The following is a 26,200-nucleotide window of genomic DNA, read 5'->3' as shown; positions in this document are numbered from 1 at the left end:
GTTTATCTAGGTCATCAACATTGTTTTACTCAATCTTGCATGCACTTAACGTGCGCGGTGCAGCAGATAGCCACCCGCTACAAACATCAAAATAATTGGTATAAAGACGAACCATGCAGGCGATGGAGCGTACACCAAACTTGCATAACCCAAGAAATCTTGTAAGTAGTAAAAGCCCAGTCCAGCAAATAAGGCAATCACCAAGCGGAAACCCATCGACTGTTGACGTAAAGGTCCAAAAATAAATGAACACGCAATTACCACCAAGGCAATTAAAGCAAAGGGCGAACCAAACTTTTGCCAAAACGCCAATTGGTAAGTTTTCGGGACTTGGCTATATTCATGCATATAGCTCATAAAGCTCACCAATTGACTCGGTGATAAATCTTCAGGGTCAATGGTAACCATATGCACATATTTAGGTTGCAACGCCAATGAAAGCGGCTGTTCAGCATTTTGCTTCGCTACAGCATCACCCGTCGCTAATAGATCCACTTGGGTTGAATTTTGTAGCGACCAAGAGCCATTTTTGACAAAATTCCCTTGCTCCGCATCCAAAGTGCCTCGCAAACGATATTTTTCATCAAAATCAATAACCTGAACATCTTTAATTTGACCTTGCGAATTGGCATAGTCAATATAAATAAAGCGCTGGCCTTCACGCGACCAATAGCCTTTGACTTCACCCAACTCAGCCGCAGTGCGGTGACTTTTGACGCTTTTGGCTTGTTCATTGGTATAGGGAATGACCCATTCGCTTAATGCAAAGGATAAAACCACCAAAATGAGTGCCGAACGAATCACCCAGCCCACAATCCGCCAAAGGCTGATGCCGACCGAACGCATGACAATCAATTCACTGTTTGAAGCTAGAGTCCCTAAACCCAATACCGCGCCAATCAAGGCTGAAATCGGTAAAATTTCATATAAATAATTCGGTGAACTCCATAACACATACTGCAAAGCATTCCATGCGTTATAACCTTCTTTCAGCGAGCCCAATTCACCTAAATAAGTAAAAAGCACTTGTAAGCCAGCCAATACCGCGGTCGCACCAAGCATGGCTAAAGCAGTAGTTTTGGTCACATGTTTTGCAACTATACGACGTGCCAACATTTTAAGACCTCACTCGCTGAATTTGTTTCTTAATTTTGGGCGCTAATTTTTGTTTACGCGAGAACAATGCTGCTGCAATGCTGTAAATCACTAAGACCAGTGGATAAGCCCAGATACCCATTTCATCTTTACTGATCCGCGTTTTGATCGCCATTAAAGCCACGATTAAACTGGCAAAAATAAGTAAGGCGGGGAACAGTTTTAGGTAACGCCCTTGACGAGGACTGACCTCAGACAAAGCGGTGGCAAGCAATAACGCCACCAAAATAGCGAACGGCACAAAGATTCGCCAACCAAGTTCACTGGCAACCACAGGATCATGACGGTTATCCCATAACTTCGAGGTTGGTAAAGCTTCTACTTCAGTACTTTCAAATTTTGCTTCTTTATCATTTTCTAAACGTAAACGATAACTTTGGAATTCTGCTTGAGAATAACGCGGTTGCCCCGGATAAATTTCGTAACGGCGACCTTCAACTAGGTCAACCACATTGGCATTGTCATCGGGCACTTCAACACGCGTGGCTTCTTTCGCCAAAATAATGACATCGGGTTTACCCTCTTTTTCTGCACGTTGATAGAAGAAAATATCTTTTAAGTTTTTACGGTCTTCTGACAAGTCGCCTGCATAAATAGTATAGGGCCCAGAGGAAATAAACTCTTTCGGTCGAACCAAGTCAAAGCCTGTTCGTACAGCTTGTGAAGTCGTTAATGCTTCAAACTGACGGATGCCCCAAGGCGACGCCCACAACATCAAAAATGCTTGAACAGCCATAAAAACCACGGTCATCGGCACCAATAAACGTGACAATTGATTGCGACTGACACCACTACCATTGAGCACAGCCATTTCATGATCGACATACAGACGACCAAAGACCAACATCAGACCAATAAAGAAACCGAGCGGAAGAATTAAAGTTAAAAACTCAGGCAAACGGTAGCCAATGATGCTAAATAAAATACTTGCATCTAAACGACCCTGCGCCGCCACACCAAAGTACTTGATCAAACGACCACCCATCATGATCAAGGTCAATAAGGCAATCACAACCAGTGATGTCGACACCACTTGCTTGACCAGATAACGCCGAATAATCAAATTAATTCTTCCAAAAATAGGGCCAATAAAAACTAGCGTTAGTTTACCCGAATGTAGAAAATATAAAACCTATACCCTTGTTGCTCATTGAAACTCTATTCATATAAATGTTTCAATGGTTTAATGGTTTATAAATTTAACAAGGCATAAATACCGCACATGAAACTTTCTATTAATACGTCATTCCAAGCGAATGCGTCCAGCCAATATTTGTTGATATTAGTAGATTCTGAGCACGTTACAAATGCAGCTACTTCATATCAAATCAATGATTTAGATAATTTAATTGACGCGACTCAATTTAAAGCAGCACTCAATGAAAGCCTGCCTTTGGTGGCGAACATTGCCGCTTGTCGCAATAGCGCTCTTTTAGGCCTTGGCAAAGTTGCTGAATTACAGGTCAATAAATTTGCAAAAATTGCACAAACCATTATTAAAGCGTCACAAAAAAAATTCAAACAGATCAGTGTGGATATCTCTGCCCTACCACAAGAACAACATTATTTATTCGCACTTAGCCTGACGCAAGCGGCTTATGCATTTGATGAATACAAATCAAAGAAAAATGAATTTGTTTTGGAGCAGATCCATTTAATCGCTGCTGAAAGTCCATTAACCACTGCACAGCTTGACTTAATTTCTGCAGTTCAATCAGGTCAAAGTTTTACCCGTGACCTAGGTAACCGTCCGGGCAATATCTGCTTCCCTGAATATTTAGCCGAACAAGCTCAAGCGCTTGCAGCTGAATTTCCGGATCAACTCAAAGTGACTGTACTCGATGAACAGCAAATGGCTGATCTCGGTATGGGTGCTTTCCTTGCTGTGAGCAAAGGTTCTGACCGTCCAGGCCGTATTATTACCATCGAATACCTTTCAAATCGTGAAGAAGCCCCTGTAGTGCTTGTTGGTAAAGGCGTGACTTTTGATACGGGTGGTATCTCACTTAAACCGGGTGCGGGCATGGACGAAATGAAATTCGACATGTGCGGCTCTGCATCAGTTTTGGGTACTATCCGTGCGTTATGTGAAGCGAAATTACCGATTCATGTGGTCGGCGCAATTGCTGCTGCAGAAAACATGCCGTCTGGTCATGCCACTCGCCCGGGCGACATCGTAACCACCATGAGCGGTCAAACCGTTGAAATTTTAAATACTGATGCCGAAGGTCGTTTGGTTCTGTGCGATACCTTGACCTATGTAAAACGCTTTAATCCTGCACTGGTGATTGATATTGCAACCCTCACTGGTGCATGTGTCGTAGCACTGGGTTCAGTCCTTACTGGTATGTTCACTCCGGATGATGAACTTGCGGCTGAATTGACTGCTGCGGGTCAACACAGCTTTGACCGCGTATGGCGTATGCCCGTGATTGAAGATTATCAAGAACAACTTGATTCTCCATTTGCAGATATTGCCAACATTGGTGGTCCAAAAGCAGGCTCTGTGACCGCTGCATGTTTCCTTCAACGCTTTACGCGTGAATATCGTTGGGCGCATTTAGACATTGCTGGGACTGCATGGAACTCAGGTGCAAATAAAGGCGCAACAGGTCGTCCTGTGCCATTATTAATGCAATTCTTAGCGAATCGTGCTCAAGCGAATGGCTAAAGTTAGCTTTTATTTATTTGAAAAAAGTCCTGAACGACAAGTCGAAAGCACTTGTCGTTTATGCCGTAAGATTCTGCGTCAGCCTGTACGTATTTGGCTACATTGTGCTGACCCAGACTTACAGCAACAACTTGATGAACGCCTGTGGAGTTTCGATCACACAGGTTTCATTCCCCATGGTATCGATCAAGCCGAGGCAACGGTCTGTATTTCTGCCCAATTGCCTGAGCAAGCCGACTGGATTGTGTTTAATTTTAACGATCAAGCACTTGAACAGTTCGCAAGTTTTAGTCACATTATCGAAATTATTGAAAATAACGAACCCGCTAAAATTATCGGGCGTGAAAAATATAAACAATATCGACGTTTGGGCGTTCAACCACAGACCCACAAACTTTAACGTGATATTGGTTTTACCCTATTTGCAAGGAGATGCACCATGGCATTGAATGTCGGTCCAGACTTTAAACAGCGCTGGTTAAAAGTACCTGAAGCTATTCGTCAGACCTTTATTGATGACCTTGGTCGCGTTTGCGATGTACTCAATCCCAGTACAGACATTCAACAATGGCTGGTCAATGACCAACAGCAGCAGCAAGTGTCTTTTGACAAAATTGAGTCTGCCTATGCAGATTTGAAAGCACAGCTGATTGAAGATGCTCGCATTCGTAAACAATTGGCTTTAGAAAAAGCCTTAGAAGAAAAACGTGAAGCTGAACAAGCCTATGCAGAACAACTGAAACGTGACGAAGAGTTACGCTTTGCTGCACAAACGCAAGCGCTCACCATGATGCAGCATAATCTTGATCGTGAAGTACAACACTATGCCGCTCGCTATCATAAAAACCCTGAAACGGGTTTAGCGGGATTAAGCCAAAGCTTATCGGTTAGCGAAGGACAAATGTTGTCAGAACTTGAAAGTGTACGCGTGCGTTTGGAACTTGAGGCAGAAACGCAAATCGAAATAGCCGTCAGTGATTTCCGTGCAAAATTGAAAGCTGCTGCACAAGAAGAAATTAACTATATCTTAGAAAACTCCAATTTTTCGACAGAATCTACATCGTCCCAAGCATCTTAAGCCGTCCATCGAAATCTGGTCACTGTCATTAAACTGACATGTATTTGCAACATGATGTTCATATGGCTGAAGCATTGTCCCTCAAAACACAATGCTTCAGGCATCCTAAAGATATAATCATGCATCCAGATGGGAATTCAATATGGACATCATTCACCAGATTACCCAGAAAATATCCTCTCTATCTGCTGGAGAACAATGGGACATTCGTGCCAAAGATCTTTGGCTGAGTCATTCAGACTTTCATAGTATTTCGGTGTATCTCAGCCGTGAATCAGAAAAAGGTGGTTTTAGCATTCAGCAACTGCCCCGCAGCTCGATTTTTCAAACCCTTGATGTGGTGACCGTTACAAAACACTAAGTTGTCATCGACTCCATAAAAAAAGCCCACAACAGTGGGCTTTTTCTCAGTCTAAGTTTGGCTTAGACCAAATCTGCAACTGCAGAAACGGTATGTCCTAGGAAATAACCAATACCAAGTAATAATCCAATCCAGATGAAACCACCCAGCACGTTATAGAACATAAATGTACCGAGGCTCATGCGCGCAGACCCAGCGGCAAAAGGCGCAAAAGAACGTACAAAAGGTACAAAGCGTGCGACTAAAATCGTTTTACCGCCATGCTTCATAAAATATTTATTGGTTTTGACCATATATTCGGGCTTAAAGTAACGTGTGTGCTTATTAAAGTACTTAATGCCTAACACGCTGCCCATATAGTAATTGACGCAGTAGCCCAAGACCGATGCGACAAATAACATCAGCCCCATGGTGTGTAAATGCACCACTTCCGTTGTTGAGCATAATGCGCCGATGGCAAGCAACAGGCTGTCTCCTGGCAGGAAGAACATAAATACTGAACCCGTTTCTGAAAATATCACCAGAAATAAAATGGCATAAATCCACACACCATAATTTTCCAATAACATGGGTAACCACTGTTCCAGATTCAGTAAGAAATCAATCATTATCACCTGTCTGATTATTCATCATATATGTCATTCCGCGACGCATTATCACCAAAAATAAAAAAACAGTCTAATTTTTCAATCAGACTGTTTGGTTTTCTTCGGTATCAACTTATTTCAAGAAGCCATTTTCAGCGAGAAAATCTAAGCTAATTTTCGATTGCGCTGTGGTCTCAGCGGCTTTATCGCCGAGCAATAAACGCTCAATATAACGTGCTAAAACATCCACTTCTAAGTTCACTTTAGCCCCAGCCTTCCATGTGCCAATATTGGTTCGTTCCGCCGTATGCGGAATTAAATTTAAGCTTAGCACATTGCCACGTAAATGGTTAATCGTCAGGCTAATACCGTCTACGGTCACAGAGCCTTTTTCTGCTAAATAGCGTGCAATTTCTTTCGGTGCGGTCACTTCAAAATAAATTGAACGTGCATCTGAACGAACTTGAGTGATTTCACCCACTGCATCGACATGACCACTGACAATATGTCCACCAAAACGCGTGGTCGGCAACATGGCTTTTTCCACATTTACTGCCTGCCCTGCTTTCCAGTGTTCCAAAGTGGTCCGATTTAAACTTTCACGTGATACATCAGCTGCATACCAATTGCTACCAAAGTCAATCACGGTTAAGCAAATGCCATTGGTGGCAATAGAATCCCCCAAATGCACATCCGACATGTCTAAATCTGTCTGGATACGCAAGCGGACATCGCCACCCACGTTTTGAATGCTTTCAACTTTACCTAGACTTTCAATAATGCCTGTAAACATGTTCAATCCCTGAAAAATATGGGGCGATGATTTTTACCACAAATCAAGTTGCGTGCTCACGCCAGAGGTATCGACACCACCTAATTCTGCAAAATGGTGCAATTGACTCAACAACTGACGGATTGGTGGACCTGATTTGGCATGCGTATCCGTGATGACAATAAACTCTAGTACGCGCGCACGTTCAGACTGACGCTGCTTGCTCACACGGTAACGTGGTACATCTTGCGTCAATAAGCTTACTCGACCACGTTTTAAATTGGCTTGTAACAAATCTGTGGCGCTGATATTACCATCGGTTGAATAGCTCGTCAGGATGTAACGTGCATTGATGGTTTCTAATAATTTTTCATAAGCTTCTTTCGCATGCTTCGAAGAATTATATGGACTTGGACGTTCTTTACGCCATGCACGATCGATTCCGCTCTTAAAACCCTTGGTGTCTGGTGTTGGTAAATCCACCTGATCCCATAACGTTAAAGCATTCAACACATGGTAGTTACTGCTGTAAGCGTGCTGGTTATATGGTGGATCGAGATAAGCCACATCCACTTCAAAGCCACTCATTTGATTAGCCAAATGCTGTGCGTCGACACACCACATTTCAGCGGCGGGTTTTTTCGGATCACCAATTTCACAAAAACGACTTGGAGTCAGCCATAACAAAGAACCGATACGATCTAATGCCGCTTGGGTTTTACCGCCCCAACCATGATGGAAGCTTTTAAATACACCGCTGGTATTACTGACAAAACTTGCTGAATACAATAACGGCGCTAATAAAGCACTCATTTCCACATCATCAATCGCGCCTTGAGCCTGCCAAGTTGCAATTTGCTGACGAATCGCATCGATACGCATACCGTTACGGCGTTTAAAGAATAAACGGTCACGTGCCGGATCGTAGATTTCATCATTACGTGGACACAAGTTATGGGTCACCCAACCTTTCACTTCTGGCAAACGGTTCAGATAATCGATGGCTTTCTGATAGCCACCCAACTCTTTAAACGCTGGTGCTTCAACACAAGAGAGAATCGCGCTGTTCAAGGCATGGCTGTAGGGTTCCCAGTCATTGGCAATAACACGATAGCCGTTTTGACGTGCCAACCGTGACACCACACCCGAACCTGCAAAAAAGTCAGCAAATATCGGCGCACGACCATCTTCGCGTTTTAAGGTTCCCGTTTGCTCAAGTGCTTCTAAAATCAGATGTAATAGACGGCGTTTGTTTCCCAAATAAGGAACCAACTGATGGAAAAGATATTCGTCTGTGGTACGAGCCGCATGACGACGTTTGTGATAAACCGTAGACTCTGAATTCATAGCGTCTCTTGAGAAGGGATTAACCTTAAGCGGATGTCATCACCCAATTGAGTGACATCTTTCAGCTTAAATCGAAGCTGCTCTGCCATGCGGTCAAATTCCGCATTAAACATCGCACGTGCTGACTGACCCAACAAGGTCGGTGCAACATAACTGATCATTTCATCGATCAAATGTTCTTGTAAGAAAGCGGTCGAAAGTGTCGCACCAGCTTCCACAAGGACATCATAAATTTGGAACTGTTGAACACAGACTGCTAACAGATCGGCCAATGGCTGAATTTCAAATTGTACCACGCCCAAGTCAGCAAGTTCCTGACGATATGGCCCCATGACCATCACGGTTTCAGGTTGCTGCAATATTTTTGCAGTTAATGGCAAGCGGCCTTGGCGATCTAGCACGATACGTTGCGGCTGAACCACGTTATGCATGTCAACAGCCTCATCGAGCTGACGTACGTTGAGTAAGCAATCATCGGCTAATACAGTCTCAATCCCAGTGATTACGGCACCTGATATCGCACGCCAATGTTGTACATCTTGTCGCGCCATTGCACCAGTAATCCACTTAGACTCACCCGAGGCCATGGCCGTACGCCCATCAAGGCTTGATGCAACTTTGAGGCGGACATAAGGCATGCCCGTCGCCATGGCTTTTAAAAAGCCCGAGTTCAATTGATGCGCTTCTGCTTCACAAATACCTGTGATCACGTCAATGCCAGCATCACGTAGGATTTGTACACCTTTACCCGCAACCAATGGATTGGGATCAGGACAGGCCACAACGACTTGAGCAACACCTGCTTCCACCAAACCTTTGGCACAAGGTGGCGTACGTCCATAGTGTGCACAAGGCTCCAAAGTCACATAAGCGGTTGCGCCACGTGCGGCCTCACCTGCATCACGCATTGCAAAGACTTCTGCATGCGGCTGACCCGCTTTGGGATGAAAGCCTTCACCAACCAATTGACCATCTTTGACAATTACACAGCCCACATTGGGATTGGGACGAGTGCTGTATTGCCCCTGCTGTGCCAATGCAATTGCACGCCGCATCCACTGTTGATGCTGCTGCAAAGTCACTTGATCTAACTCAGACATGTAATCACTCATGATAAAAATGGAAGCAGATGTACATTAGTGCTCACGCTGCTGCATTTGCTCAATTTGACGACGAAAAGCTTCTACATCTTGAAAGTCTTGATACACAGAAGCAAAACGTACATAAGCCACATGATCTAAAGCGAACAATGACTGCATGACAATTTCACCAATGGTGCGTGATTTCACATCACGTTCACCCAAACGGCGAATTTGCAATTGAATATCACTGAGTACTGTTTCAATTTGCTCTTGCGTTACTGGACGCTTTTGCAAGGCATGCATCAGCGAGCGGCGGAGCTTGGCTTCATCAAAAGGTTCGCTCTTTGAATCCGACTTGATGACACGCGGCATCACCACTTCATAGCTTTCAAAAGTTGTAAAACGTTCACCGCAACTAATACATTCACGGCGGCGGCGTATCTGACAGCCTTCAGCAGCAAGACGTGAGTCAATCACTTTACTGTCTTCAGCGTTGCAAAATGGACAATGCATAGCGGTTAAATTGAACAAATCCGAATGGATTTAGAGTGTAGCAAAAATTTTGAAATTTGTAGAGCTTTACGCTAGATATGGAAAAAAAACAGCCCTTTCGGGCTGTTTTACACAATATATTGATTTACTGTGATCTTATTATTCTACACGTTCACCATGTTGACTTAAGTCTAGACCCATACGTTCGTCATCAGCTTCAACACGGATGCCAATCACTAGATCAATCACTTTCAAGATAATGAATGTCATCACAGCTGAGTAAGCAATAGTCGCTAGTACACCTTCGACTTGAACCCATAATTGATGCATTAAGTTGCTCGGTGCTTTATCACCCATGATGAATTCGCTGGCAAAGAATGCTGTAAGGATCGCACCCACGATACCACCGACACCATGTAAACCAAACGCATCCAAAGAGTCATCCGCTTTCAACGCACGTTTCAGCGCAGTAATACCCCAGAAGCAAACCACACCACCGATCAGACCCATCGCTAGAGCGCCGCCAACTGTTACGAAACCTGCCGCAGGTGTAATCACCACAAGACCAGCTACCGCACCAGAAGCACCGCCCAAGACAGACGCTTTACCACGAACCACTTTTTCAGTAATTAACCATGCCACTGCTGCTGCCGCTGCTGCAACTTGTGTTACCACCAATGCATAACCAGCTGAACCATTTGCACCCAGTGCAGAACCACCGTTGAAACCGAACCAACCTACCCATACAAGGCTTGCACCGATGACAGTTAAAGTTAGGTTATGTGGCGCCATAGATTCACGGCCAAGCCCCATACGTTTACCAAGCATGTACGCTGCAACAAGACCCGCAACACCCGAGTTGATGTGAACAACCGTACCACCCGCAAAATCAAGCGCACCGTCGTTTCCTAACCAACCACCGCCCCATACCCAGTGGGTAATTGGTGCATAAACCACAACACTCCAAATTGCGATGAACGCAACGAAAGCACCGAATTTCATACGTTCTGCAATCGAACCGCTAATAATGGCAACGGTAATGATGGCAAATGTCATTTGGAAAATAACAAAAAGAATTTCTGGAATCGTACCGGACAAGGCTTCTGTGGTGATACCCGACAACATAAATTTGTCTAAGCTACCGATAAAGGCATTACCTTCACCAAATGCTAAGGTATAACCCACAATCACCCACGTTAAGCTCACGACACCTGCCGCAACGAAACTGTGTGCCATCGTGCTGAGTACATTTTTCTTACGGACCATACCACCGTAAAATAATGCTAAACCGGGAATTGTCATGAGTAAAACAAGTGCAGTGGACACTAAAATCCATGCTGTATCACCTGTATCGAGCTTAGGCTCTTCTTCTGCAGGTGCTGGCGCTGCTTCAACTGGAACTGCAGCTTCTATTGTATTTAGCGTTGTTGTATTTGCAGTATCAACTACTGTGACTTCTTCTGTAGGTGCTGTTGCGCTTTCTTCAGCCCACGCAACAGAACCACCTAAAAGTGCACTGGACAAGCCGAGTGCAATTAGCATCTTTTTCATTCGTATCCCCCGACCTGATTTTCTGAGTTATTAGCTACTCAGCAAACTTCATGCCAATTTTTTAAACGGCATCTGCACCTGTTTCACCAGTACGGATACGGATGACTTGTTCCAGATTGCTTACAAAAATTTTACCGTCGCCAATTTTTCCTGTGCTTGCAACACGAGTAATTGATTCAATTACGGTATCGACCATTTCATCACTGATTGCGATTTCGATTTTTACTTTTGGTAAGAAATCAACCACATATTCAGCACCACGATAAAGTTCAGTGTGACCTTTCTGGCGACCGAAGCCTTTAACTTCAGTGACAGTGATCCCTTGAACACCATTTTCAGAGAGTGCTTCACGCACGTCATCTAATTTAAAAGGTTTTACAATTGCAGTTACGAGCTTCATGTTTTGTTTTCCTTCGGCTTATTTCACCTGTAAGGTTTTATGTTCAATTTTCATGCCAATATGACTACAGTCGGGGGAAAATAGTCAGCCCAGCATGAGATTTCTTTATAACCTATTTTATACGGATAATCTTGCGTATGCTTATAAAAATAGACGTTTTTACTAGAAGAATTACGATTTTACTGATCGATTAAACGCATATTTAAATGAAAGCACTATGGTCATGAATGTGGCGATGTTAAACTGCTGCCACCAAATCACTGAGGATGGTCACAACAATGATTGAAACCTTATTACAAGCGATATTAGAACAAATCGATCAGCCGAAAAAAGACGTCGAACATAATCTTCGCAGCTTACTCAATGAAGCTGTGAGCAAAATGGATCTCGTGTCGAAAGAAGAAATCGAACGCCAACGTACTGCACTGAATAATGCCAATTTACGTTTAAATGAATTGTTGAAACACGTCGAAGAACTCGAACAAAAAATTCAGAACAAAAAATAAGCACCTTTTTAGTGCAACAAAAGACGCATAACGATTAAAAATAATGCACCATAACGGAACAATAATATGTCTTTTGCCAAAATCTATACTCGGGGTTTGCTCGGCTTAAATGCACCCCAAATTGAAGTTGAAGTCCATGTCAGCCAAGGTCTGCCTTCATTGACCATTGTTGGCCTACCTGAGGCCGCCGTCCGTGAAAGTAAAGACCGTGTTCGCTCTGCGATTATTAATAGCGGCTTTCAGTTCCCAACCAAACGTCTGACCATTAATCTTGCACCCGCAGATTTACCGAAAGATGGTTCACGTTTAGATCTAGCCATAGCTTTAGGGATTCTGATCGCGTCGGGACAACTTCCTGAAAATGCAGCAGATGGTTTTGAATTTATTGGAGAATTAGCACTTGATGGTTATTTACGACCTGTCAGTGGCATCTTAAGTATAGCCATTGCCTGTCAGCATATCGGGCATCATCTGATTCTACCGGCACTCAATGCCGATGAAGCGGCGCAACTGCCGGAGTTCCAAGTCTTTCCTGCGCAGCATCTTAAGGATGTGTGTGAACATTTAAGTCGTTCAGCCTTAATCAGTAGCCATCCCTCGACATCGTCAGCCAATCAACACAGTTATCCTTTTGATTTATCTGATGTGAAAGGTCAACTCAGACCACGTCGTGCTTTAGAAATTGCAGCTGCAGGCGGTCATTCCCTACTATTTCGTGGCCCACCGGGCACAGGCAAAACGCTACTCGCCTCGCGTTTAGCCAGCATTCTTCCGCCCTTAGATATGCAAGAAAATTTGCAAGTCGCGAGTATTTATTCCATTGCAGGTGCAAATCATCATTTTGGGCAGCGTCCATTTCGTGCGCCGCACCATACTGCGTCTGCGATCGCCCTCGTCGGAGGCGGATCAAATCCTAAACCGGGTGAAATCACCTTGGCACATTTAGGAGTTTTATTTTTAGATGAGCTGCCTGAATTTGATCGAAAGGTATTGGAGGTGTTACGGCAACCACTCGAATCCAAAGAAATTGTGATTTCACGGGCTTCTCGTCAAATCACCTTCCCTGCAAATTTTCAACTGATTGCGGCAATGAATCCTTGTCCATGCGGCTATGCCTTTAACCAAGACAGCCGCTGTCAATGTAGTGCTGAAAGTATTAAACGCTATCAAAACCGTATTTCAGGTCCATTATTAGATCGTATTGACTTACATATAGATGTCCCGCCACTGGCAGCACATGAATTACAAAGTTCACAAGAGGTTGAAAGTTCAAGTACGGTTAGGCAACGTGTCATTCGTGCCTATGAATTACAAATAGAGCGTCAGCAAAAATCCAATATGGCACTCACGCCGACGCAATTGGAGCAACAGGCAGTTTTGGATGCTACTGCACAGAATATTTTACAGTTAGCCCAGCAGCGAATGAATTTATCTGCACGTGCTTACCATCGCGTCTTACGTGTGGCTAGAACCATTGCCGACTTGGCTCAAAGTGAACACATTCAAGCTCAACACGTTTCTGAAGCACTGTCCTATCGAAGCCAGCTCAATACTTAAAAAAATGGCGACCCTAGGTCGCCATTTTTAATGCTTTTTAAAATTAGAATTCGTATTTCAAGCCAAATACGACTTTATTCTTTTGTTTTTCATCCAGACGGTCATAACCACCCACGATATAATCCATATTTACGCTCGCGCCTGTGTCACCCAATGGATGGCTTAAACCTGCTGTAAAATGACGGAAGCCAAAGTCTTCAGTGGTTTCTACAAATTCGTCATCATCACCATATGCATATAGGCCCAATGAAGTATTTAGGGTGAAATCTTTTGGCAATGCATAGCTGTAGCTACCTAAGATATACGTATCGCCCTTGTTACCCCAAGTCGTATTTTGCGTTAAGGTTTGCGCAGTTACGCTAAAGTCTTTGTAGTTCAATCCTAAGAGTGTTTCGAAACCATCTGAATCAACATCCGATTCATAGTAGTAATAATACGTACCACCGACGGTATAACCTAAATCTTCAGTAATTTTGCCGTTATAACCTGCATAAAAGTCATGTTCAAAAGAATCACGTCCTTCTTCACCAAGTGCATAATCTAAAGTTGAACCCCAGTACCCAGCATAGAAGCCTGACGCATGGCTATAGTCCAAACCACCTTGAATAGTTGCGCCGCTATTTTCAGGCACATTGGTAATACCACGTAAATTATAGCTAGACAGTACGCCGATATTTCCGGATACAGAATGCTCAGAAGCAGGTGCTTCAGCAAAAGTAAACGTCGATGCTGCTCCTAGTACAGCGATTGATAAAGCTTTAAGTGCAAATTTCATGGTTTGTTCCCCCACATCGTGCGACGACGTATTTTTTGGTTATTTCGTTGAACTCAATGAGGTATTAGCAAGCGCTGTGCCATGTTTAAAAAATAAGCGCATATTTTTTTATAAAAGTCACCATTTTGGTTTATGAAAAACCAATATATTACTGTTTTTATTAATTATTTTTTAATTATCCTATTTAAACTTTTTTCTCTACAATTTTTTTAGAATGTAGATTGTCAACTATTCAGATTATTTAAATCTTCGGGTTGATAGTTGTAACAGGATTTTAAAAATGCGCTTTTTTGAGTATATTTTTTCAACACCGATCTCAAAAATGCATAAAAAAAGTGCACAATCACCATTATGCACTTTCAAGAATATGACCGAATACGATCAACTCGTTAATGTTAGAAAGAATAGGTCAATCCAACCACAACGTTATCGTCTAATTGCTCACCTTCACGATCTTTACCGCCCCATACATAGTCAGCAGCAATTTCAAATCCAGTATCAGCAATCGGCTTACTCAAGCCTAAACGTGCTTCAGTGAACACCACATCTTCTGTGGTTGTTAATAGGCTGTCATCACGACTGTCATTAAAAACAGAAACGCCGAGCGATGAATTTAATGAAACATCATAAGGTAATGCATAGCTATAAGCAGCATTCAGATATACATCTCCTGCGTTGCCATAATTAACATCAGACAACAATACAGCCATGCTTGCAGTTAAATCTTTATAACTTATGTCCTGAATAAATTCGACGCCCGTTGTGCGACGCTTTTCAGAGCGGTCATCGTTATAAACTGAACCGCCACCTTGATAGACATAGGCCATCACTTGTGACTTATAGCTCCAATCTTCATTCACTTCACGTCCATATCCGACATAGAAATCATGTTCAAAACCATGTGACTGACTATCGTCCGTAGGGTCATAGTTGAGTGTAGAACCCCAATAACCCGCGAACAGCCCACTGTTGTGTGCATATTCAAGTCCGGCTTGTAAAGCCGCTTGATCATTTTCTTCACTCGCACGGTACACATATTTGTTTACCACGCCCAGACTTCCAGACCAATTCCCTTGTGCCGTTGTAGCTTGCTCAGTTTGTTCTGCAAATGCAGGGACTGTAGCTAGGATCACTAAAATACTTAAAATTGCTTTTTTATAAAATTGAATCATGTTTAGTCCCCACATCGGATCGATCGTGGATTGGGTTGAGTAAAATTTAGCGCCGATTTTAATCGATTTTACCGCCCTGTATAGCCCCTTTTTTCTTATTTTGATAAATTAAATCATTTAAAAACAAAGGTAAGATTATATAAAACAGTAAAAACCAAGCTTTTGATTCATAAAATATCTTTTATCTTGTTCTAGTCTTTAACAATGATTTAATGCATTCATTTATATGTATTTATCACGAATATTATCATCTTTTATTGAACTGTTTTTTTAAGGAAAAATTTCTGACGACTTCGCTAAAAGTCATTCTCTATTTACAAAAAACACGCCAACGGTGCTTACTGTGCCTGAACAGTGATGCCATGCACCTCAGCCATTGTTATACTTTTTGATCAAAATACGAATTTAGATTCAGCACAATTTGTCGCGAAGAATGATGATAAATCAGAAAGTTAAATGAAAGTTTTTACCATTTTTTATATTTTTTTATGATAAGCAATGAATAAACTTCTCTTTAGCTTAATATATATTCAATTTAAATAAACTATTTGTTAAACAACAATAACATACGAAACATTTGCTTATTACAGATTGACCGATGATCTGAATGTTTTCTAACTTTAGTGTAATAAGCGCATTAAAAATAGTGATTTTTTTAAGAAAAAATATACAATCGCACTACATATTAACCAAATTTGCATGAGGCTCTCTCCCAATGCTTAAAGCTCAACAACTAACACTTGCAGTCTTAGTAAACGCTGCTCTTATTTCTACTGCTTTTGCTAGCGAACAAAGTGAATCTAAAGGCTTTGTGGAAGATGCCGAAGGCTCTGTATTGTTCCGTACAGGTTACATCAAACGTGATAAGAAAAATGGTGTAGATGACACTAGCTCACTGGCACAAACTGCGATTGTGAAATTAGATTCAGGCTTCACTCAAGGTGTTGTTGGCTTTGGTGTAGGTGTTGTTGGTGATGGTTCATTTAAAATCGGTGACAACAACAATGCCGGCAACAACATGATTCCTCGTGAAACGTTGAATGGCAAAGAAAACTCTGGTGATACTTATGATCATTGGGCTCGTGGTGGCGCGAACGTAAAAGCACGTATTTCAAATACAACTGTGACTTATGGTACTCAAGTTCTAGATCTACCTGTACTTGCAAGTAATACAGCTCGTTTGGTTCCTGAATATTTTGAAGGTGTGTTAGCAACAAGCCGTGAAATTAATGGTTTAGAACTGACAGCTGGTAAATTCACTAAAAACCAATACTCAGACCAAATTGATACAGATGGTCGTAAATTAGACCGCGCAATTGTTTGGGGTGCTAAATACAAATTTAATGATCAGCTTAATGCGTCATACTACGGTTTAGACAGCAAAGAAGCGCTTGAGCGCCATTATGCAAATGTGAACTATACCTACCCATTAGCAAACAAAGATACATTAACTTTTGACTTTAGTGGTTACCATACAGAATGGGACAAAGAAGGTAGTACTTATTCACAAATCGTTGCAGATGACTCAGATCGTCAAAACTCGATTTGGGCGGTTTCAGGTACGTATAACACGGGTAACCATAACGTAATGTTGGCTTACCAACAAAACAGTGGCAACACTGGTTATGACTATGGCGAAAATGCTGATGGCGGTCAAAGTATCTACCTACCAAACTCTTATCTATCTGACTTCATCGGTAATGATGAAAAATCTGCTCAGGTTCAATACACATATAACTTTGCGGGTATGAATGTTCCTGGTTTAACTTGGACAACTGCATTTGTATATGGTTGGGACATCAAAGTTGCTGGCTTAACTGACGATGCACAAGAACGCGAATTCTTTAACCAAGTGAAATATACTGTTCAATCTGGTTTTGCCAAAGATGCAAGCTTACGTGTTCGTCACTCATACTACCGTGCTAGCGATGATTACCAAACAAATGCTTATATCGGTGATACAAACGAATGGCGTTTATTCTTAGACATTCCTGTGAAATTATTTTAATTTCGCAGCTACTCTAAGATAGCGAAAAAAAAACCTGCACAGTGTGCAGGTTTTTTTATGAGCATCGTTTTCATATAACAACGATGCTCAGCTTAAAACAATATTATTTGTTCGCAGCTTTGTAAGCTTCAATTGAGCTAAGTACTTCTTGTTTCGCAACATCAGCACCTTCCCAACCACTTAACTTAACCCATTTACCAGGTTCTAAGTCTTTGTAGTGTTGGAAGAAATGTTCAATTTGATTGATCAATAATGCAGGAAGATCGGTATATTCTTGAACATCTTTATAAAGCGGAGTCAATTTGTCGTGTGGAACAGCAACGAGTTTTGCGTCAACACCACCGTCATCTTCCATGTTCAATTTACCAACAGGACGGCAACGAATTACAGAACCTGGCTCTACTGGATGTGGAGTAACCACAAGTACGTCTAGTGGGTCACCATCCAAAGATAATGTATTTGGAACATAACCATAGTTCGCTGGGTAGAACATTGCAGTACCCATGAAACGGTCTACAAATAACGCATCAGAATCTTTATCGATTTCGTATTTGATTGGTGCTGCATTTGCAGGAATTTCAATAATGACATAGATGTCGTTTGGTGCATCTTTACCCGCTGGGATATTGCTGTAGCTCATAGCATCACTCTTTAAACAAAGTTAAATCTTTTAATCCGGCACAATTATAACGGTTTTATCGCTTTTTTTGTGATTTTAGCGATCATGCTGATAATTTAATCATCAAGCAGAACATTTAGCTTAATTTAATGACCAATAACATCAGGCAAATTGGGCATAACATCGACAAGGTCCAAATGATTGAACGTAAAGTTGCCCAATTGGCTAAATAACATAGCCCATAAATGACACGTAAAACGAGATAGGCAATCCCAAAGGTCATGATGTATTGTTGATGAATCACCATGTATTCGGCCATTAGAATAGCCGCAATAAATAAAGGTAAACTTTCAAAACTATTTTGCTGCACTGCATGTGCGCGGCTCGCCAATCCTGTTGAGCGCGCTAAAACTTCACGTGGATTTTGATTATCACTCGACTTAAAACCTGCAGCTCGCTTCGCAATAAATGTAAATACATATGGCAATAAACAAGCGGCCAAAATGAGATAGATGATCCCACTGATGCTGTGCATGTGTTTTTTCTCAGGAAGATTTTATGGCTGCTATAATAACATGGCATTTCGTGAATAATTTTTGTTAAATATAGTGTTTTTATAATCGGCAGATGAAAGGATCCTCTATGAGCACTTCTGATCAAGATCAATTATTTGAAGTTCTTGAAGAGCAAAAACGCCATCAGCTTCGCGTCGATCGTGTTTTAAAAATTGTCATTCCTGTGACTGCATTTTTACTTGCTGTGATTTGTGCCAACTTAAATGTATGGTCGACTGTTTTCAGCTTTGTCATCATGTGGATTGCATTCTATGCAGTTTCCATCAAGCAACTTCCCCTTTGGCATTGGGTCATTGTCATTGCACTATATTGTTTAGTCGACAATATTTTAACCTATGGCAGCTATAACCAATCTGGCTTTAGTCGTCAGTTCGGCGCGATGTTTATTTTCTTAGGTGTTTTTGGTGTAGGACGTCGCTACTTTGATCGCTGGTCGATGAATAAAGGCAAGCTTTAATGATCTAAATTAAAAGCGATAAAAAAGCGCCCGAAGGCGCTTTTTTTATGCATTATATTATGCTGTTTTACGCAAATCTTTACGTAGAATCTTACCAACATTCGATTTTGGTAATTCATCCATAAATTCAACATAACGTGGGCGTTTATAGCCAGTTAAGTTTTCTTTTGCGAATGCCAAAACTTCTTCAGTCGTTAAAGATGGATCTTTTTTCACAACGAATAATTTAGGTACTTCACCTGATTTTTCATCAGGAACACCAATCGCAGCAACTTCTAGTACTTTTGGATGTTTTGCAACAACTTCTTCAATTTCAGAAGGATAAACGTTGAAACCCGATACCAAAATCATGTCTTTTTTACGGTCTACAATCTTCACATAACCGCGTGGATCCATGACACCAATGTCACCAGTACGGAAGAAACCGTCCGCCGTCATTACTTTGGCAGTTTCATCTGGACGGTTCCAATAGCCTTTCATAACCTGAGGACCGCGAATCGAAATTTCACCTTGCTCACCTTGAGCAACTTCATTGCCATCATCATCTAAAATAGCAACTTCAGTCAGTGGTAATGGAATACCAATCGTACCGCTGAATTCCATTGATGCTGGAGGGTTTGCAGTTGCAACAGGTGAAGTTTCTGATAAACCATAACCTTCGATGATATTGGTACCGGTAACTTTCTTCCACGCTTCTGCAGTCGAAGGAAGTACTGCCATACCACCACCCATCGCCATTTTTAGCTTGCTGTGGTCAAGTTGCTTGAACTCTTCATTGTTCACCAAAGCATTAAACAAAGTGTTCACTGCTGGAAAGAATGAAGGTTGGTATTTACGTAATTCTTTCATTACCGCAGGTAGGTCACGCGGGTTAGGAATCAATACGTTCGCCTGACCTTTGTACATGCCGTAAAGTGCACACACCATAAATGCAAAGATGTGATACAGCGGTAATGCACAGAAGATACGATCATCTGGCTGACCATCTTGCTGACCAAATTTACTTTGGAAAATACCATCACACTGCAACATGTTTGACACAAGGTTACGATGTGTCAATTCTGCGCCTTTAGATACGCCAGTTGTACCACCAGTATATTGAAGTACTGCAGTATCACTTAGAGTTAAGTTTGGACGTTTGTAATTGTTTGCACTCACTTTAGACATTGCTGCATTAAAGCGAATATGACCTGGAATGTTCCAAGCTGGAATTTGTTTACGTACTGAACGTAATACAAAGTTAACCAATGTACCTTTCAGTGTACCGAGCATGTCACCCACAGATGCCACGATCACGTGTTTTACTGGGGTTTTACCAATAATCGCTTGGTAAACAGATGCAAAGTTTTCAATGATAACCAATGCCTCTGAACCAGAGTCATTTAATTGATGTTCAAGCTCACGAGAGGTATACAGTGGATTCACGTTGACCAATACCAGTCCAGCACGGAATACACCTAATGCAACAACAGGATATTGAAGAACGTTCGGCATCATAACTGCAACGCGTGAACCTTGTGCCAAACCTAAACTTTGCAAATAGGTTGCAAATTTACGGCTTGCTTCATCAAGTTCTTTAAAAGTTAAGACTTTATCCATGAAGATAAAGGCATCTCTTGAGCCAAACTTCTGGAAATTACGCTCAAAAATATCGACCAATGAGGTATTTTCTGCGGGTAATTCTACAGTTTGTGGAATCCCTGTCTTTTGGTATTCAGCGAACCAAATCTTTTCCATAACGCCCAATTCTCCTGTCGTAATCCTTAATAATCCAACTGTTTTTTTTCAATATTAAGCGGTCATTATTTAACTTGTTTGTGCTTAATATTGCATCCATTTCACGAATAACAGCATATATAACGTATTTCGTTCCATGGATGCTAGTATTATCTTTGAATGAACAGTTTATTTGCTTTTTGATATCCACGTGGTAACAACACGCCTTTCGATGCACGTTTACCCACATATTTTTGCAGATCGTCGCCTTTAAGCTTTAATTGTTGATTTCCTGCAAGCACTTGAATTATTTCATCTAAATTCAAAGTTGTCATGGATACAATTTGATCTTTTGCCTCAAGTTGTATCAATTTATTACCTTTACCCTTATTCAATACTGGTAATTCATCAAGTTCAACCAACAGCAAACGACCCGCAGAACTGAGGAGTGCAAGATGTGTTGCATTCTCAATCGCCGTTAAATTCATGACCGCCGCGCCTTCAGATAAGGTAAGGAAGGCTTTACCTGCTTTTGCATTGGTATCGAGGTTTTTGGCTTGGGTTTTAAAGCCATAGCCTTTACTACTCATCGCCAAGACTTCTGTTTCATCTTCAGCAATAAATACTTGTTTAAAGCCGACACCACTTGCAGGTGCAAGTTTAGAACTCAGAGGCTCACCTAAACCACGCGCGGATGGTAAAGTATTGATGCCCAAAGCATAGCTACGACCGGCATCATCTAAGACATAAACGCGTTGATTTGATTTACCTTGCGCATGGCTGAGATATTGGTCACCTGCACGGAAATTTAAGTTCTCAGCATCGACTTCATGACCTTTCGCCGAGCGAATCCAACCCGCTTCAGACAACACCACAGTCACAGGATCTGCAGGAAGCATATCTTGTTCATTAATCGCATGGGCTTCTGCACGTTTCACAATTGGAGAACGGCGGTCATCACCAAATTTCTTCGCATCTTCTTTAAGTTCATTAATGATCAATGCTTTTAATGATTCAGGATTCGCCAATTGTTCACGAATAATGGCAGCTTTGGCTTCCAATTCTTCTTGTTCACGGCGCATTTCCATTTCTTCAAGTTTTGCCAAATGACGTAACTTGAGTTCTAAAATGGCTTCGGCTTGAATTTCATCGATATTAAAATGTGTCATTAACACCGGTTTAGGCTGATCTTCTTCGCGAATAATACGAATCACTTCATCAATATTCAGATAGGCAATGATCAAGCCTGCAAGTATATGTAATCGTTTTTCAATTTTATTCAGATGATAAGTCAAACGACGTGTTACGGTATTTTTACGGATTTCAATCCATTCCAACAAAATACGGCGGATCGATTTCACTTGCGGACGACCGTCAGCGCCAATCATGTTCATATTGACACGATAGCTCGACTCTAAGTCAGTGGTTGCAAATAGATGACTCATCACTGATTCAGCATCAATACGGTTTGAGCGCAGGACAATCACTAAACGTGTTGGGTTTTTATGATCTGACTCATCACGTAAGTCCGTGACCAATGGCAACTTCTTCGCCTGCATTTGATCTGCAATCTGCGTGATCACTTTCGAACCTGAAACCTGATACGGCAGCTCCGTAATCACGATTTCATTTTTCTCAATACTGTACACCGCACGAGTTCGATAACTACCGCGACCCGTGGTTTGAATTTTGAGTAATTCTTCTGGAGAAGTAATAATTTCCGCACGTGTAGGCAAATCAGGTGCAGGAATATATTCTGCGACTTTTTCATCGGTTAAGTTTGGATTGCGAATTAAGGCGATGGTGCCCTTCACCACTTCACGTAAGTTATGCGGTGGAATATCCGTTGCCATACCCACAGCAATACCCGTTGTGCCGTTGAGTAAAATATTTGGAACACGTGCTGGTAAATTCACTGGCTCTTTCATCGAACCATCAAAGTTATCCTGCCAATCACAGGTTCCTTGTCCTAACTCAGACAATAATAAATCACTATATGCAGACAGTTTTGCTTCGGTATATCGCATCGCTGCGAAGGATTTCGGATCATCTGGTGAGCCCCAGTTTCCCTGACCTTCAATAAATGGATAGCGATAACTAAACGGCTGCGCCATGAGGACCATGGCTTCATAACAAGCTGAGTCACCGTGAGGATGGTATTTACCCAGTACATCACCAACCGTACGTGCAGATTTTTTTGGCTTACCCGTTGGCTTTAACCCGAGCTCGCTCATCGCATAGACGATACGACGCTGAACGGGTTTTAGACCATCACTGATATGTGGCAATGCACGATCCATAATCACGTACATGGCGTAGTTGAGATATGCTTGTTCGGTAAATTCTGCTACGGAACGGTTTTCTGTCGCATGATGCGCAAGGCTTGTCATAACAACCTGTAATCCTAAATTGTTCGTTCTTTATTGGGTTCTTATGCTATGTCGCAGGTGTCCCCTATACAAGGGGATGATCTAACACTCTGCGACAAATTGTGTCTTATGGCGTAAAAATATCCATTTTATTCACCATGATCAACTAAAAATTCAACAGTCTCTATAGACCGATGGATTCTAAAGTTTTACCCTTGGTTTCTTCACCTAAAACCAGAATCACCACGGCAACTGCAATTAAGACTGCAGTAAACATCATAAATACATAGCTAAAACCATGATCCATATCCATCATATGTGTCACAGCAAAAGGCGCGGCAATGCCCCCGATCCGACCAATGGCACCCGCCCAGCCCGAACCAAAGGCACGAATATTGGCCGGGTATTGTTCTGGTGTATAGGTGTAAAGTACGCCCCAAGCACCGAGATTAAAGAAGGACATTAAACAGCCCCAAATCACAATCTCTGTCACACTGCCAGACTGACCGAAGAAATATGCCGAAATGGCACACATCCCAATGAAGCCCGCCAACGTAGCTTTACGACCTAATTTTTCGACCAACCATGCAGCTGCAATATAACCCGGTAATTGTGCCAAAATCATGACCAAAACATATTCAAAGGATTGAACAATGGTGTAGCCTTCTTTGACCAATAAGCTTGGTAACCATGTAAAAATACCGTAATAAGAAAAGACGATACCGAACCAAATGAGCCACAGCATTAAAGTACGACGTGCAAAAATCCCTGACCATAACTGTGAAAAACTGATGTTGTGCTTTTCTGCAACCGGTTTGACTTCAAAGATTTCAACAACTTCCACACCACATTTGGCTTCAATCTTTTTCACCAATGCATGCGCTTCATCAAAACGTCCACGGTTGATTAAATAAGGCACCGATTCGGGCACCATTTTCCAAATCACGATTGCATATAACGCAGGAATACCGCCAATCAGGAACGCTGCATGCCAACCAAAATCCGGAATAATAAAGCGTGATACCAATGCAGCAACCAACCAGCCCAGCCCCCAAAAACTTTCTAGTAAGACAATAAAACGTCCACGTACATGAGCCGGAATATATTCACTGACCAAAGTCACCGCGACTGGGAGTTGTCCACCTAAACCTAGGCCAACAATAAAACGAAATACCAACAACCAAGTTAGATTAGGTGCAAATGCACATGCAGCGGTAGCTAAGCTATAAATTACCAATGTCCATGCAAAGATTGTTTTTCGACCGAAGCGGTCTGCTAGTCCACCAGAAAACACCGCACCAATCGCCATCCCAACAAAACCAATCGAGACCACCCAACTTTTATCATTTGGCGTCATGGCCCAATCTTCAGCCATTTTCGCTAAGATGAAGGAAATGAGTCCCGTATCCATGGCGTCAAACATCCAGCCAAGGCCAATAACCCAAAGTAAAGTGTAGTGAAACTTACCGATGGGTAAGCGTTGTATACGTGAGACTAAGTCCATAACAAGATCTCTGAACTGGTGGAAGGATGAACACTGCTTTCCCAACAGGATGTATGATTTTGCGTTTTTTAGTATAGATCCATGCAAAAGACCGACCATTGATCCGTCTTTTTAGCATTTTAATGTGATGTTATAGCAACGCGGCTACGACAAATCTTTTGAAGATACTGACTGATCATCATCATCTTTATAAATAAATTTAGGCATTTCTAAGCCAAAGTAAATGGCGATCAGACGTAAGGTGAAACCGAAAATGAGCGTCGCAATGACGGTTAATTCTAGCGATAAGCCAATCTCAATACAGAGCCAATAACAAATCACGGACACAAAAGAAATACTGGCATAAAGTTCACGACGGAACACCAGCGGGACATCGTTACATAGAATGTCTCGTAAAATACCGCCAGAGACCCCAGTTAACACCCCTGCTACCGCAGAAACGACAAAACCATGTCCCATTTCTAAAGCGATTTGACAGCCAATAATGGTAAAACCAATGAGACCCAAGGCATCGAGAACCAAGAAAATATTACGAAGATGACGCATCCACTTTGCAATCAGGATGGTGACAAATGCAGCAAAGCAGGTCAGCATGAGATATTCAGGATGCTTAACCCACGTCAGTGGATAGTGCCCAAGCAGCACATCACGAACCGAACCGCCCCCCAGTGCCGTGACACAGGCAATCAATGTTACCCCAAACCAGTCCATACTCCGCCGACCCGCAGACAATGCACCTGTCATTGCTTCTGCCGTGATTGCGATAATATAAATAACGGTAAGTAACATCGCCCTTCTTCCACTGAGGGTTGAGATGCGCGCTATTCTAAGCTAAATCTGCTCAAATGTTATAAAAATTGCGCACAACATTGTTTAAATTTTCGTCCAGAACCACAAATACACGGCTGCTTCATGGTGATTTGCATCTCTGCGGTCGGATCAAGGAAATACCAGCGCTGCTCGAACTTCACAAAGTGTGAAATTTCATGATGTACCTGCGCTTGCTGCCCATCGTGATAATGGGCTTTAAATTCAACTTGAGCATGATTTTTATCGAGCTTTTCTTGAGCCTGTACCACCTCGAGCTTTAACCATTGATTGGCCTGACTCCACGCTGCAATGGCACTCACATCCAAGGCTTGCTGCTGTCCAAGCGCAGTTGTTTGTACAATATAATCAATCTCATGTTGTGCAAATGCACTATAACGTGAACGCATCAATTGCTCTGCAGTTTGTGCATTTTCACGCCCCGCATGTAAGGGCTGACAACAGCTAGCATACTCACCTTTGCCACATGGACACTGGACTTGTGACATATTTGTTTCCATAAAAAATAGCCTGACAATGCAGGCTATTTTAACGGATCTTTCCACACAATTTTCATCAGCAGTATGTGAATCAATATTGATCTATATAGATTAAGCTGAATGTTCTCTTGACCTCAGC

General features: G+C 42.1%; 26 protein-coding genes. 8 read left to right on the top strand and 18 right to left on the bottom strand.

Annotated elements, in window-relative coordinates; all coding sequences use genetic code 11:
* Nucleotides 1-45: 45 nt before the first annotated feature.
* Both lptG and lptF read right to left on the bottom strand, forming a co-directional pair.
* Nucleotides 46-1,116: an LPS export ABC transporter permease LptG gene (gene lptG, locus FTU80_RS06080; RefSeq protein WP_078192591.1), complete on the bottom strand. Its 1,071-nt coding sequence runs from the start codon at nucleotides 1,114-1,116 to the stop codon at nucleotides 46-48.
* A gap of 1 nt (nucleotide 1,117) precedes the next feature.
* Nucleotides 1,118-2,218 carry an LPS export ABC transporter permease LptF gene (gene lptF, locus FTU80_RS06075; RefSeq protein WP_180084516.1) on the bottom strand — a complete coding sequence of 367 codons (1,101 nt, stop codon included), beginning with the start codon at nucleotides 2,216-2,218 and terminating at the stop codon, nucleotides 1,118-1,120.
* A gap of 159 nt (nucleotides 2,219-2,377) precedes the next feature.
* On the opposite strand from lptF, the gene FTU80_RS06070 reads away from it, so the two are divergent.
* The 4 genes from FTU80_RS06070 to FTU80_RS06055 all read left to right on the top strand — a co-directional run bounded on the left by FTU80_RS06070 (nucleotide 2,378) and on the right by FTU80_RS06055 (nucleotide 5,265).
* Nucleotides 2,378-3,826 (top strand): leucyl aminopeptidase, encoded by a 1,449-nt coding sequence (locus FTU80_RS06070; protein ID WP_180084515.1) that lies wholly within the window; start codon nucleotides 2,378-2,380, stop codon nucleotides 3,824-3,826.
* Nucleotides 3,819-4,226: a DNA polymerase III subunit chi gene (locus FTU80_RS06065; RefSeq protein ID WP_078189457.1), complete on the top strand. Its 408-nt coding sequence runs from the start codon at nucleotides 3,819-3,821 to the stop codon at nucleotides 4,224-4,226. Before FTU80_RS06070 ends, FTU80_RS06065 begins: the two co-directional genes overlap by 8 nt.
* Nucleotides 4,227-4,265: 39 nt before the next feature.
* The gene (locus FTU80_RS06060; RefSeq protein WP_180084514.1) at nucleotides 4,266-4,904 is read left to right on the top strand and encodes a hypothetical protein; all 639 of its coding nucleotides are present in this window, start codon (nucleotides 4,266-4,268) and stop codon (nucleotides 4,902-4,904) included.
* A gap of 142 nt (nucleotides 4,905-5,046) precedes the next feature.
* Nucleotides 5,047-5,265: a hypothetical protein gene (locus FTU80_RS06055; RefSeq protein WP_180035948.1), complete on the top strand. Its 219-nt coding sequence runs from the start codon at nucleotides 5,047-5,049 to the stop codon at nucleotides 5,263-5,265.
* Nucleotides 5,266-5,327: 62 nt separating this feature from the next.
* On the opposite strand, the gene FTU80_RS06050 is transcribed toward FTU80_RS06055, so the two are convergent.
* The 7 genes from FTU80_RS06050 to glnK all read right to left on the bottom strand — a co-directional run bounded on the left by FTU80_RS06050 (nucleotide 5,328) and on the right by glnK (nucleotide 11,496).
* On the bottom strand, nucleotides 5,328-5,873 hold the full coding sequence (locus tag FTU80_RS06050) for a VTT domain-containing protein (protein WP_180084513.1): 546 nt from the start codon (nucleotides 5,871-5,873) through the stop codon (nucleotides 5,328-5,330).
* Between the two features lie 112 nt (nucleotides 5,874-5,985).
* Nucleotides 5,986-6,645, bottom strand: a complete 660-nt coding sequence (locus FTU80_RS06045) for a riboflavin synthase (RefSeq protein ID WP_078192598.1) — start codon at nucleotides 6,643-6,645, stop codon at nucleotides 5,986-5,988.
* A 33-nt stretch (nucleotides 6,646-6,678) separates the two neighbouring features.
* Nucleotides 6,679-7,971 carry a DNA adenine methylase gene (locus FTU80_RS06040; RefSeq protein WP_078189462.1) on the bottom strand — a complete coding sequence of 431 codons (1,293 nt, stop codon included), beginning with the start codon at nucleotides 7,969-7,971 and terminating at the stop codon, nucleotides 6,679-6,681.
* Nucleotides 7,968-9,071 carry a bifunctional diaminohydroxyphosphoribosylaminopyrimidine deaminase/5-amino-6-(5-phosphoribosylamino)uracil reductase RibD gene (ribD, locus tag FTU80_RS06035; protein ID WP_180084512.1) on the bottom strand — a complete coding sequence of 368 codons (1,104 nt, stop codon included), beginning with the start codon at nucleotides 9,069-9,071 and terminating at the stop codon, nucleotides 7,968-7,970. Before ribD ends, FTU80_RS06040 begins: the two co-directional genes overlap by 4 nt.
* A gap of 36 nt (nucleotides 9,072-9,107) precedes the next feature.
* The gene (nrdR, locus tag FTU80_RS06030) at nucleotides 9,108-9,566 is read right to left on the bottom strand and encodes a transcriptional regulator NrdR (RefSeq protein ID WP_067763170.1); all 459 of its coding nucleotides are present in this window, start codon (nucleotides 9,564-9,566) and stop codon (nucleotides 9,108-9,110) included.
* Nucleotides 9,567-9,704: 138 nt separating this feature from the next.
* The gene (locus FTU80_RS06025) at nucleotides 9,705-11,096 is read right to left on the bottom strand and encodes an ammonium transporter (protein WP_078192599.1); all 1,392 of its coding nucleotides are present in this window, start codon (nucleotides 11,094-11,096) and stop codon (nucleotides 9,705-9,707) included.
* 61 nt (nucleotides 11,097-11,157) lie between these two features.
* Nucleotides 11,158-11,496, bottom strand: a complete 339-nt coding sequence (gene glnK, locus FTU80_RS06020) for a P-II family nitrogen regulator (RefSeq protein WP_067763174.1) — start codon at nucleotides 11,494-11,496, stop codon at nucleotides 11,158-11,160.
* Between the two features lie 278 nt (nucleotides 11,497-11,774).
* Between glnK and FTU80_RS06015 the strand changes: the two genes are divergently transcribed.
* Together FTU80_RS06015 and FTU80_RS06010 are read left to right on the top strand one after the other, a co-directional pair.
* Nucleotides 11,775-12,002, top strand: coding sequence for an accessory factor UbiK family protein (locus FTU80_RS06015; protein WP_078189551.1), 228 nt, complete (start codon nucleotides 11,775-11,777; stop codon nucleotides 12,000-12,002).
* Nucleotides 12,003-12,068: 66 nt separating this feature from the next.
* The gene (locus FTU80_RS06010) at nucleotides 12,069-13,559 is read left to right on the top strand and encodes a YifB family Mg chelatase-like AAA ATPase (RefSeq protein ID WP_180084511.1); all 1,491 of its coding nucleotides are present in this window, start codon (nucleotides 12,069-12,071) and stop codon (nucleotides 13,557-13,559) included.
* Nucleotides 13,560-13,602: 43 nt separating this feature from the next.
* On the opposite strand, the gene FTU80_RS06005 is transcribed toward FTU80_RS06010, so the two are convergent.
* Nucleotides 13,603-14,334 (bottom strand): TorF family putative porin, encoded by a 732-nt coding sequence (locus tag FTU80_RS06005; RefSeq protein ID WP_180024227.1) that lies wholly within the window; start codon nucleotides 14,332-14,334, stop codon nucleotides 13,603-13,605.
* Between the two features lie 395 nt (nucleotides 14,335-14,729).
* Nucleotides 14,730-15,506 carry a TorF family putative porin gene (locus tag FTU80_RS06000; RefSeq protein ID WP_180084510.1) on the bottom strand — a complete coding sequence of 259 codons (777 nt, stop codon included), beginning with the start codon at nucleotides 15,504-15,506 and terminating at the stop codon, nucleotides 14,730-14,732.
* A gap of 715 nt (nucleotides 15,507-16,221) precedes the next feature.
* On the opposite strand from FTU80_RS06000, the gene FTU80_RS05995 reads away from it, so the two are divergent.
* Nucleotides 16,222-17,514, top strand: coding sequence for an OprD family outer membrane porin (locus FTU80_RS05995; RefSeq protein ID WP_180084509.1), 1,293 nt, complete (start codon nucleotides 16,222-16,224; stop codon nucleotides 17,512-17,514).
* Nucleotides 17,515-17,617: 103 nt separating this feature from the next.
* Here the strand turns inward: FTU80_RS05995 and ppa are convergent, their stop codons facing one another.
* Nucleotides 17,618-18,154: an inorganic diphosphatase gene (gene ppa, locus FTU80_RS05990; protein WP_078189469.1), complete on the bottom strand. Its 537-nt coding sequence runs from the start codon at nucleotides 18,152-18,154 to the stop codon at nucleotides 17,618-17,620.
* A gap of 115 nt (nucleotides 18,155-18,269) precedes the next feature.
* Nucleotides 18,270-18,668 carry an MAPEG family protein gene (locus FTU80_RS05985; protein ID WP_078189470.1) on the bottom strand — a complete coding sequence of 133 codons (399 nt, stop codon included), beginning with the start codon at nucleotides 18,666-18,668 and terminating at the stop codon, nucleotides 18,270-18,272.
* A 107-nt stretch (nucleotides 18,669-18,775) separates the two neighbouring features.
* On the opposite strand from FTU80_RS05985, the gene FTU80_RS05980 reads away from it, so the two are divergent.
* Complete coding sequence (locus FTU80_RS05980; protein ID WP_078189471.1) at nucleotides 18,776-19,165, top strand: hypothetical protein; 390 nt, start codon at nucleotides 18,776-18,778, stop codon at nucleotides 19,163-19,165.
* 57 nt (nucleotides 19,166-19,222) lie between these two features.
* Here FTU80_RS05980 and FTU80_RS05975 read toward each other — a convergent pair whose 3' ends face one another.
* From FTU80_RS05975 to FTU80_RS05955, 5 genes are all read right to left on the bottom strand, one after another.
* Complete coding sequence (locus FTU80_RS05975; RefSeq protein WP_180084508.1) at nucleotides 19,223-20,902, bottom strand: long-chain-fatty-acid--CoA ligase; 1,680 nt, start codon at nucleotides 20,900-20,902, stop codon at nucleotides 19,223-19,225.
* Nucleotides 20,903-21,051: 149 nt separating this feature from the next.
* Nucleotides 21,052-23,271 carry a DNA topoisomerase IV subunit A gene (gene parC / locus FTU80_RS05970; RefSeq protein WP_078189473.1) on the bottom strand — a complete coding sequence of 740 codons (2,220 nt, stop codon included), beginning with the start codon at nucleotides 23,269-23,271 and terminating at the stop codon, nucleotides 21,052-21,054.
* Between the two features lie 163 nt (nucleotides 23,272-23,434).
* The gene (locus tag FTU80_RS05965) at nucleotides 23,435-24,754 is read right to left on the bottom strand and encodes an MFS transporter (protein WP_180084507.1); all 1,320 of its coding nucleotides are present in this window, start codon (nucleotides 24,752-24,754) and stop codon (nucleotides 23,435-23,437) included.
* A gap of 144 nt (nucleotides 24,755-24,898) precedes the next feature.
* A complete protein-coding gene (locus FTU80_RS05960; RefSeq protein ID WP_078189475.1) occupies nucleotides 24,899-25,543 on the bottom strand; it encodes a trimeric intracellular cation channel family protein in 645 nt (214 codons plus the stop codon).
* Nucleotides 25,544-25,602: 59 nt separating this feature from the next.
* Nucleotides 25,603-26,070 (bottom strand): YchJ family protein, encoded by a 468-nt coding sequence (locus FTU80_RS05955; protein ID WP_180084506.1) that lies wholly within the window; start codon nucleotides 26,068-26,070, stop codon nucleotides 25,603-25,605.
* Between the last annotated feature and the right edge of the window lie 130 nt (nucleotides 26,071-26,200).

This window comes from Acinetobacter sp. YH12145 (assembly GCF_013418335.1).
Lineage (GTDB): Bacteria > Pseudomonadota > Gammaproteobacteria > Pseudomonadales > Moraxellaceae > Acinetobacter > Acinetobacter amyesii.
Note: the sequence above shows the minus strand (reverse complement) of the source record. Positions and strands in the feature narration are given on the sequence as shown.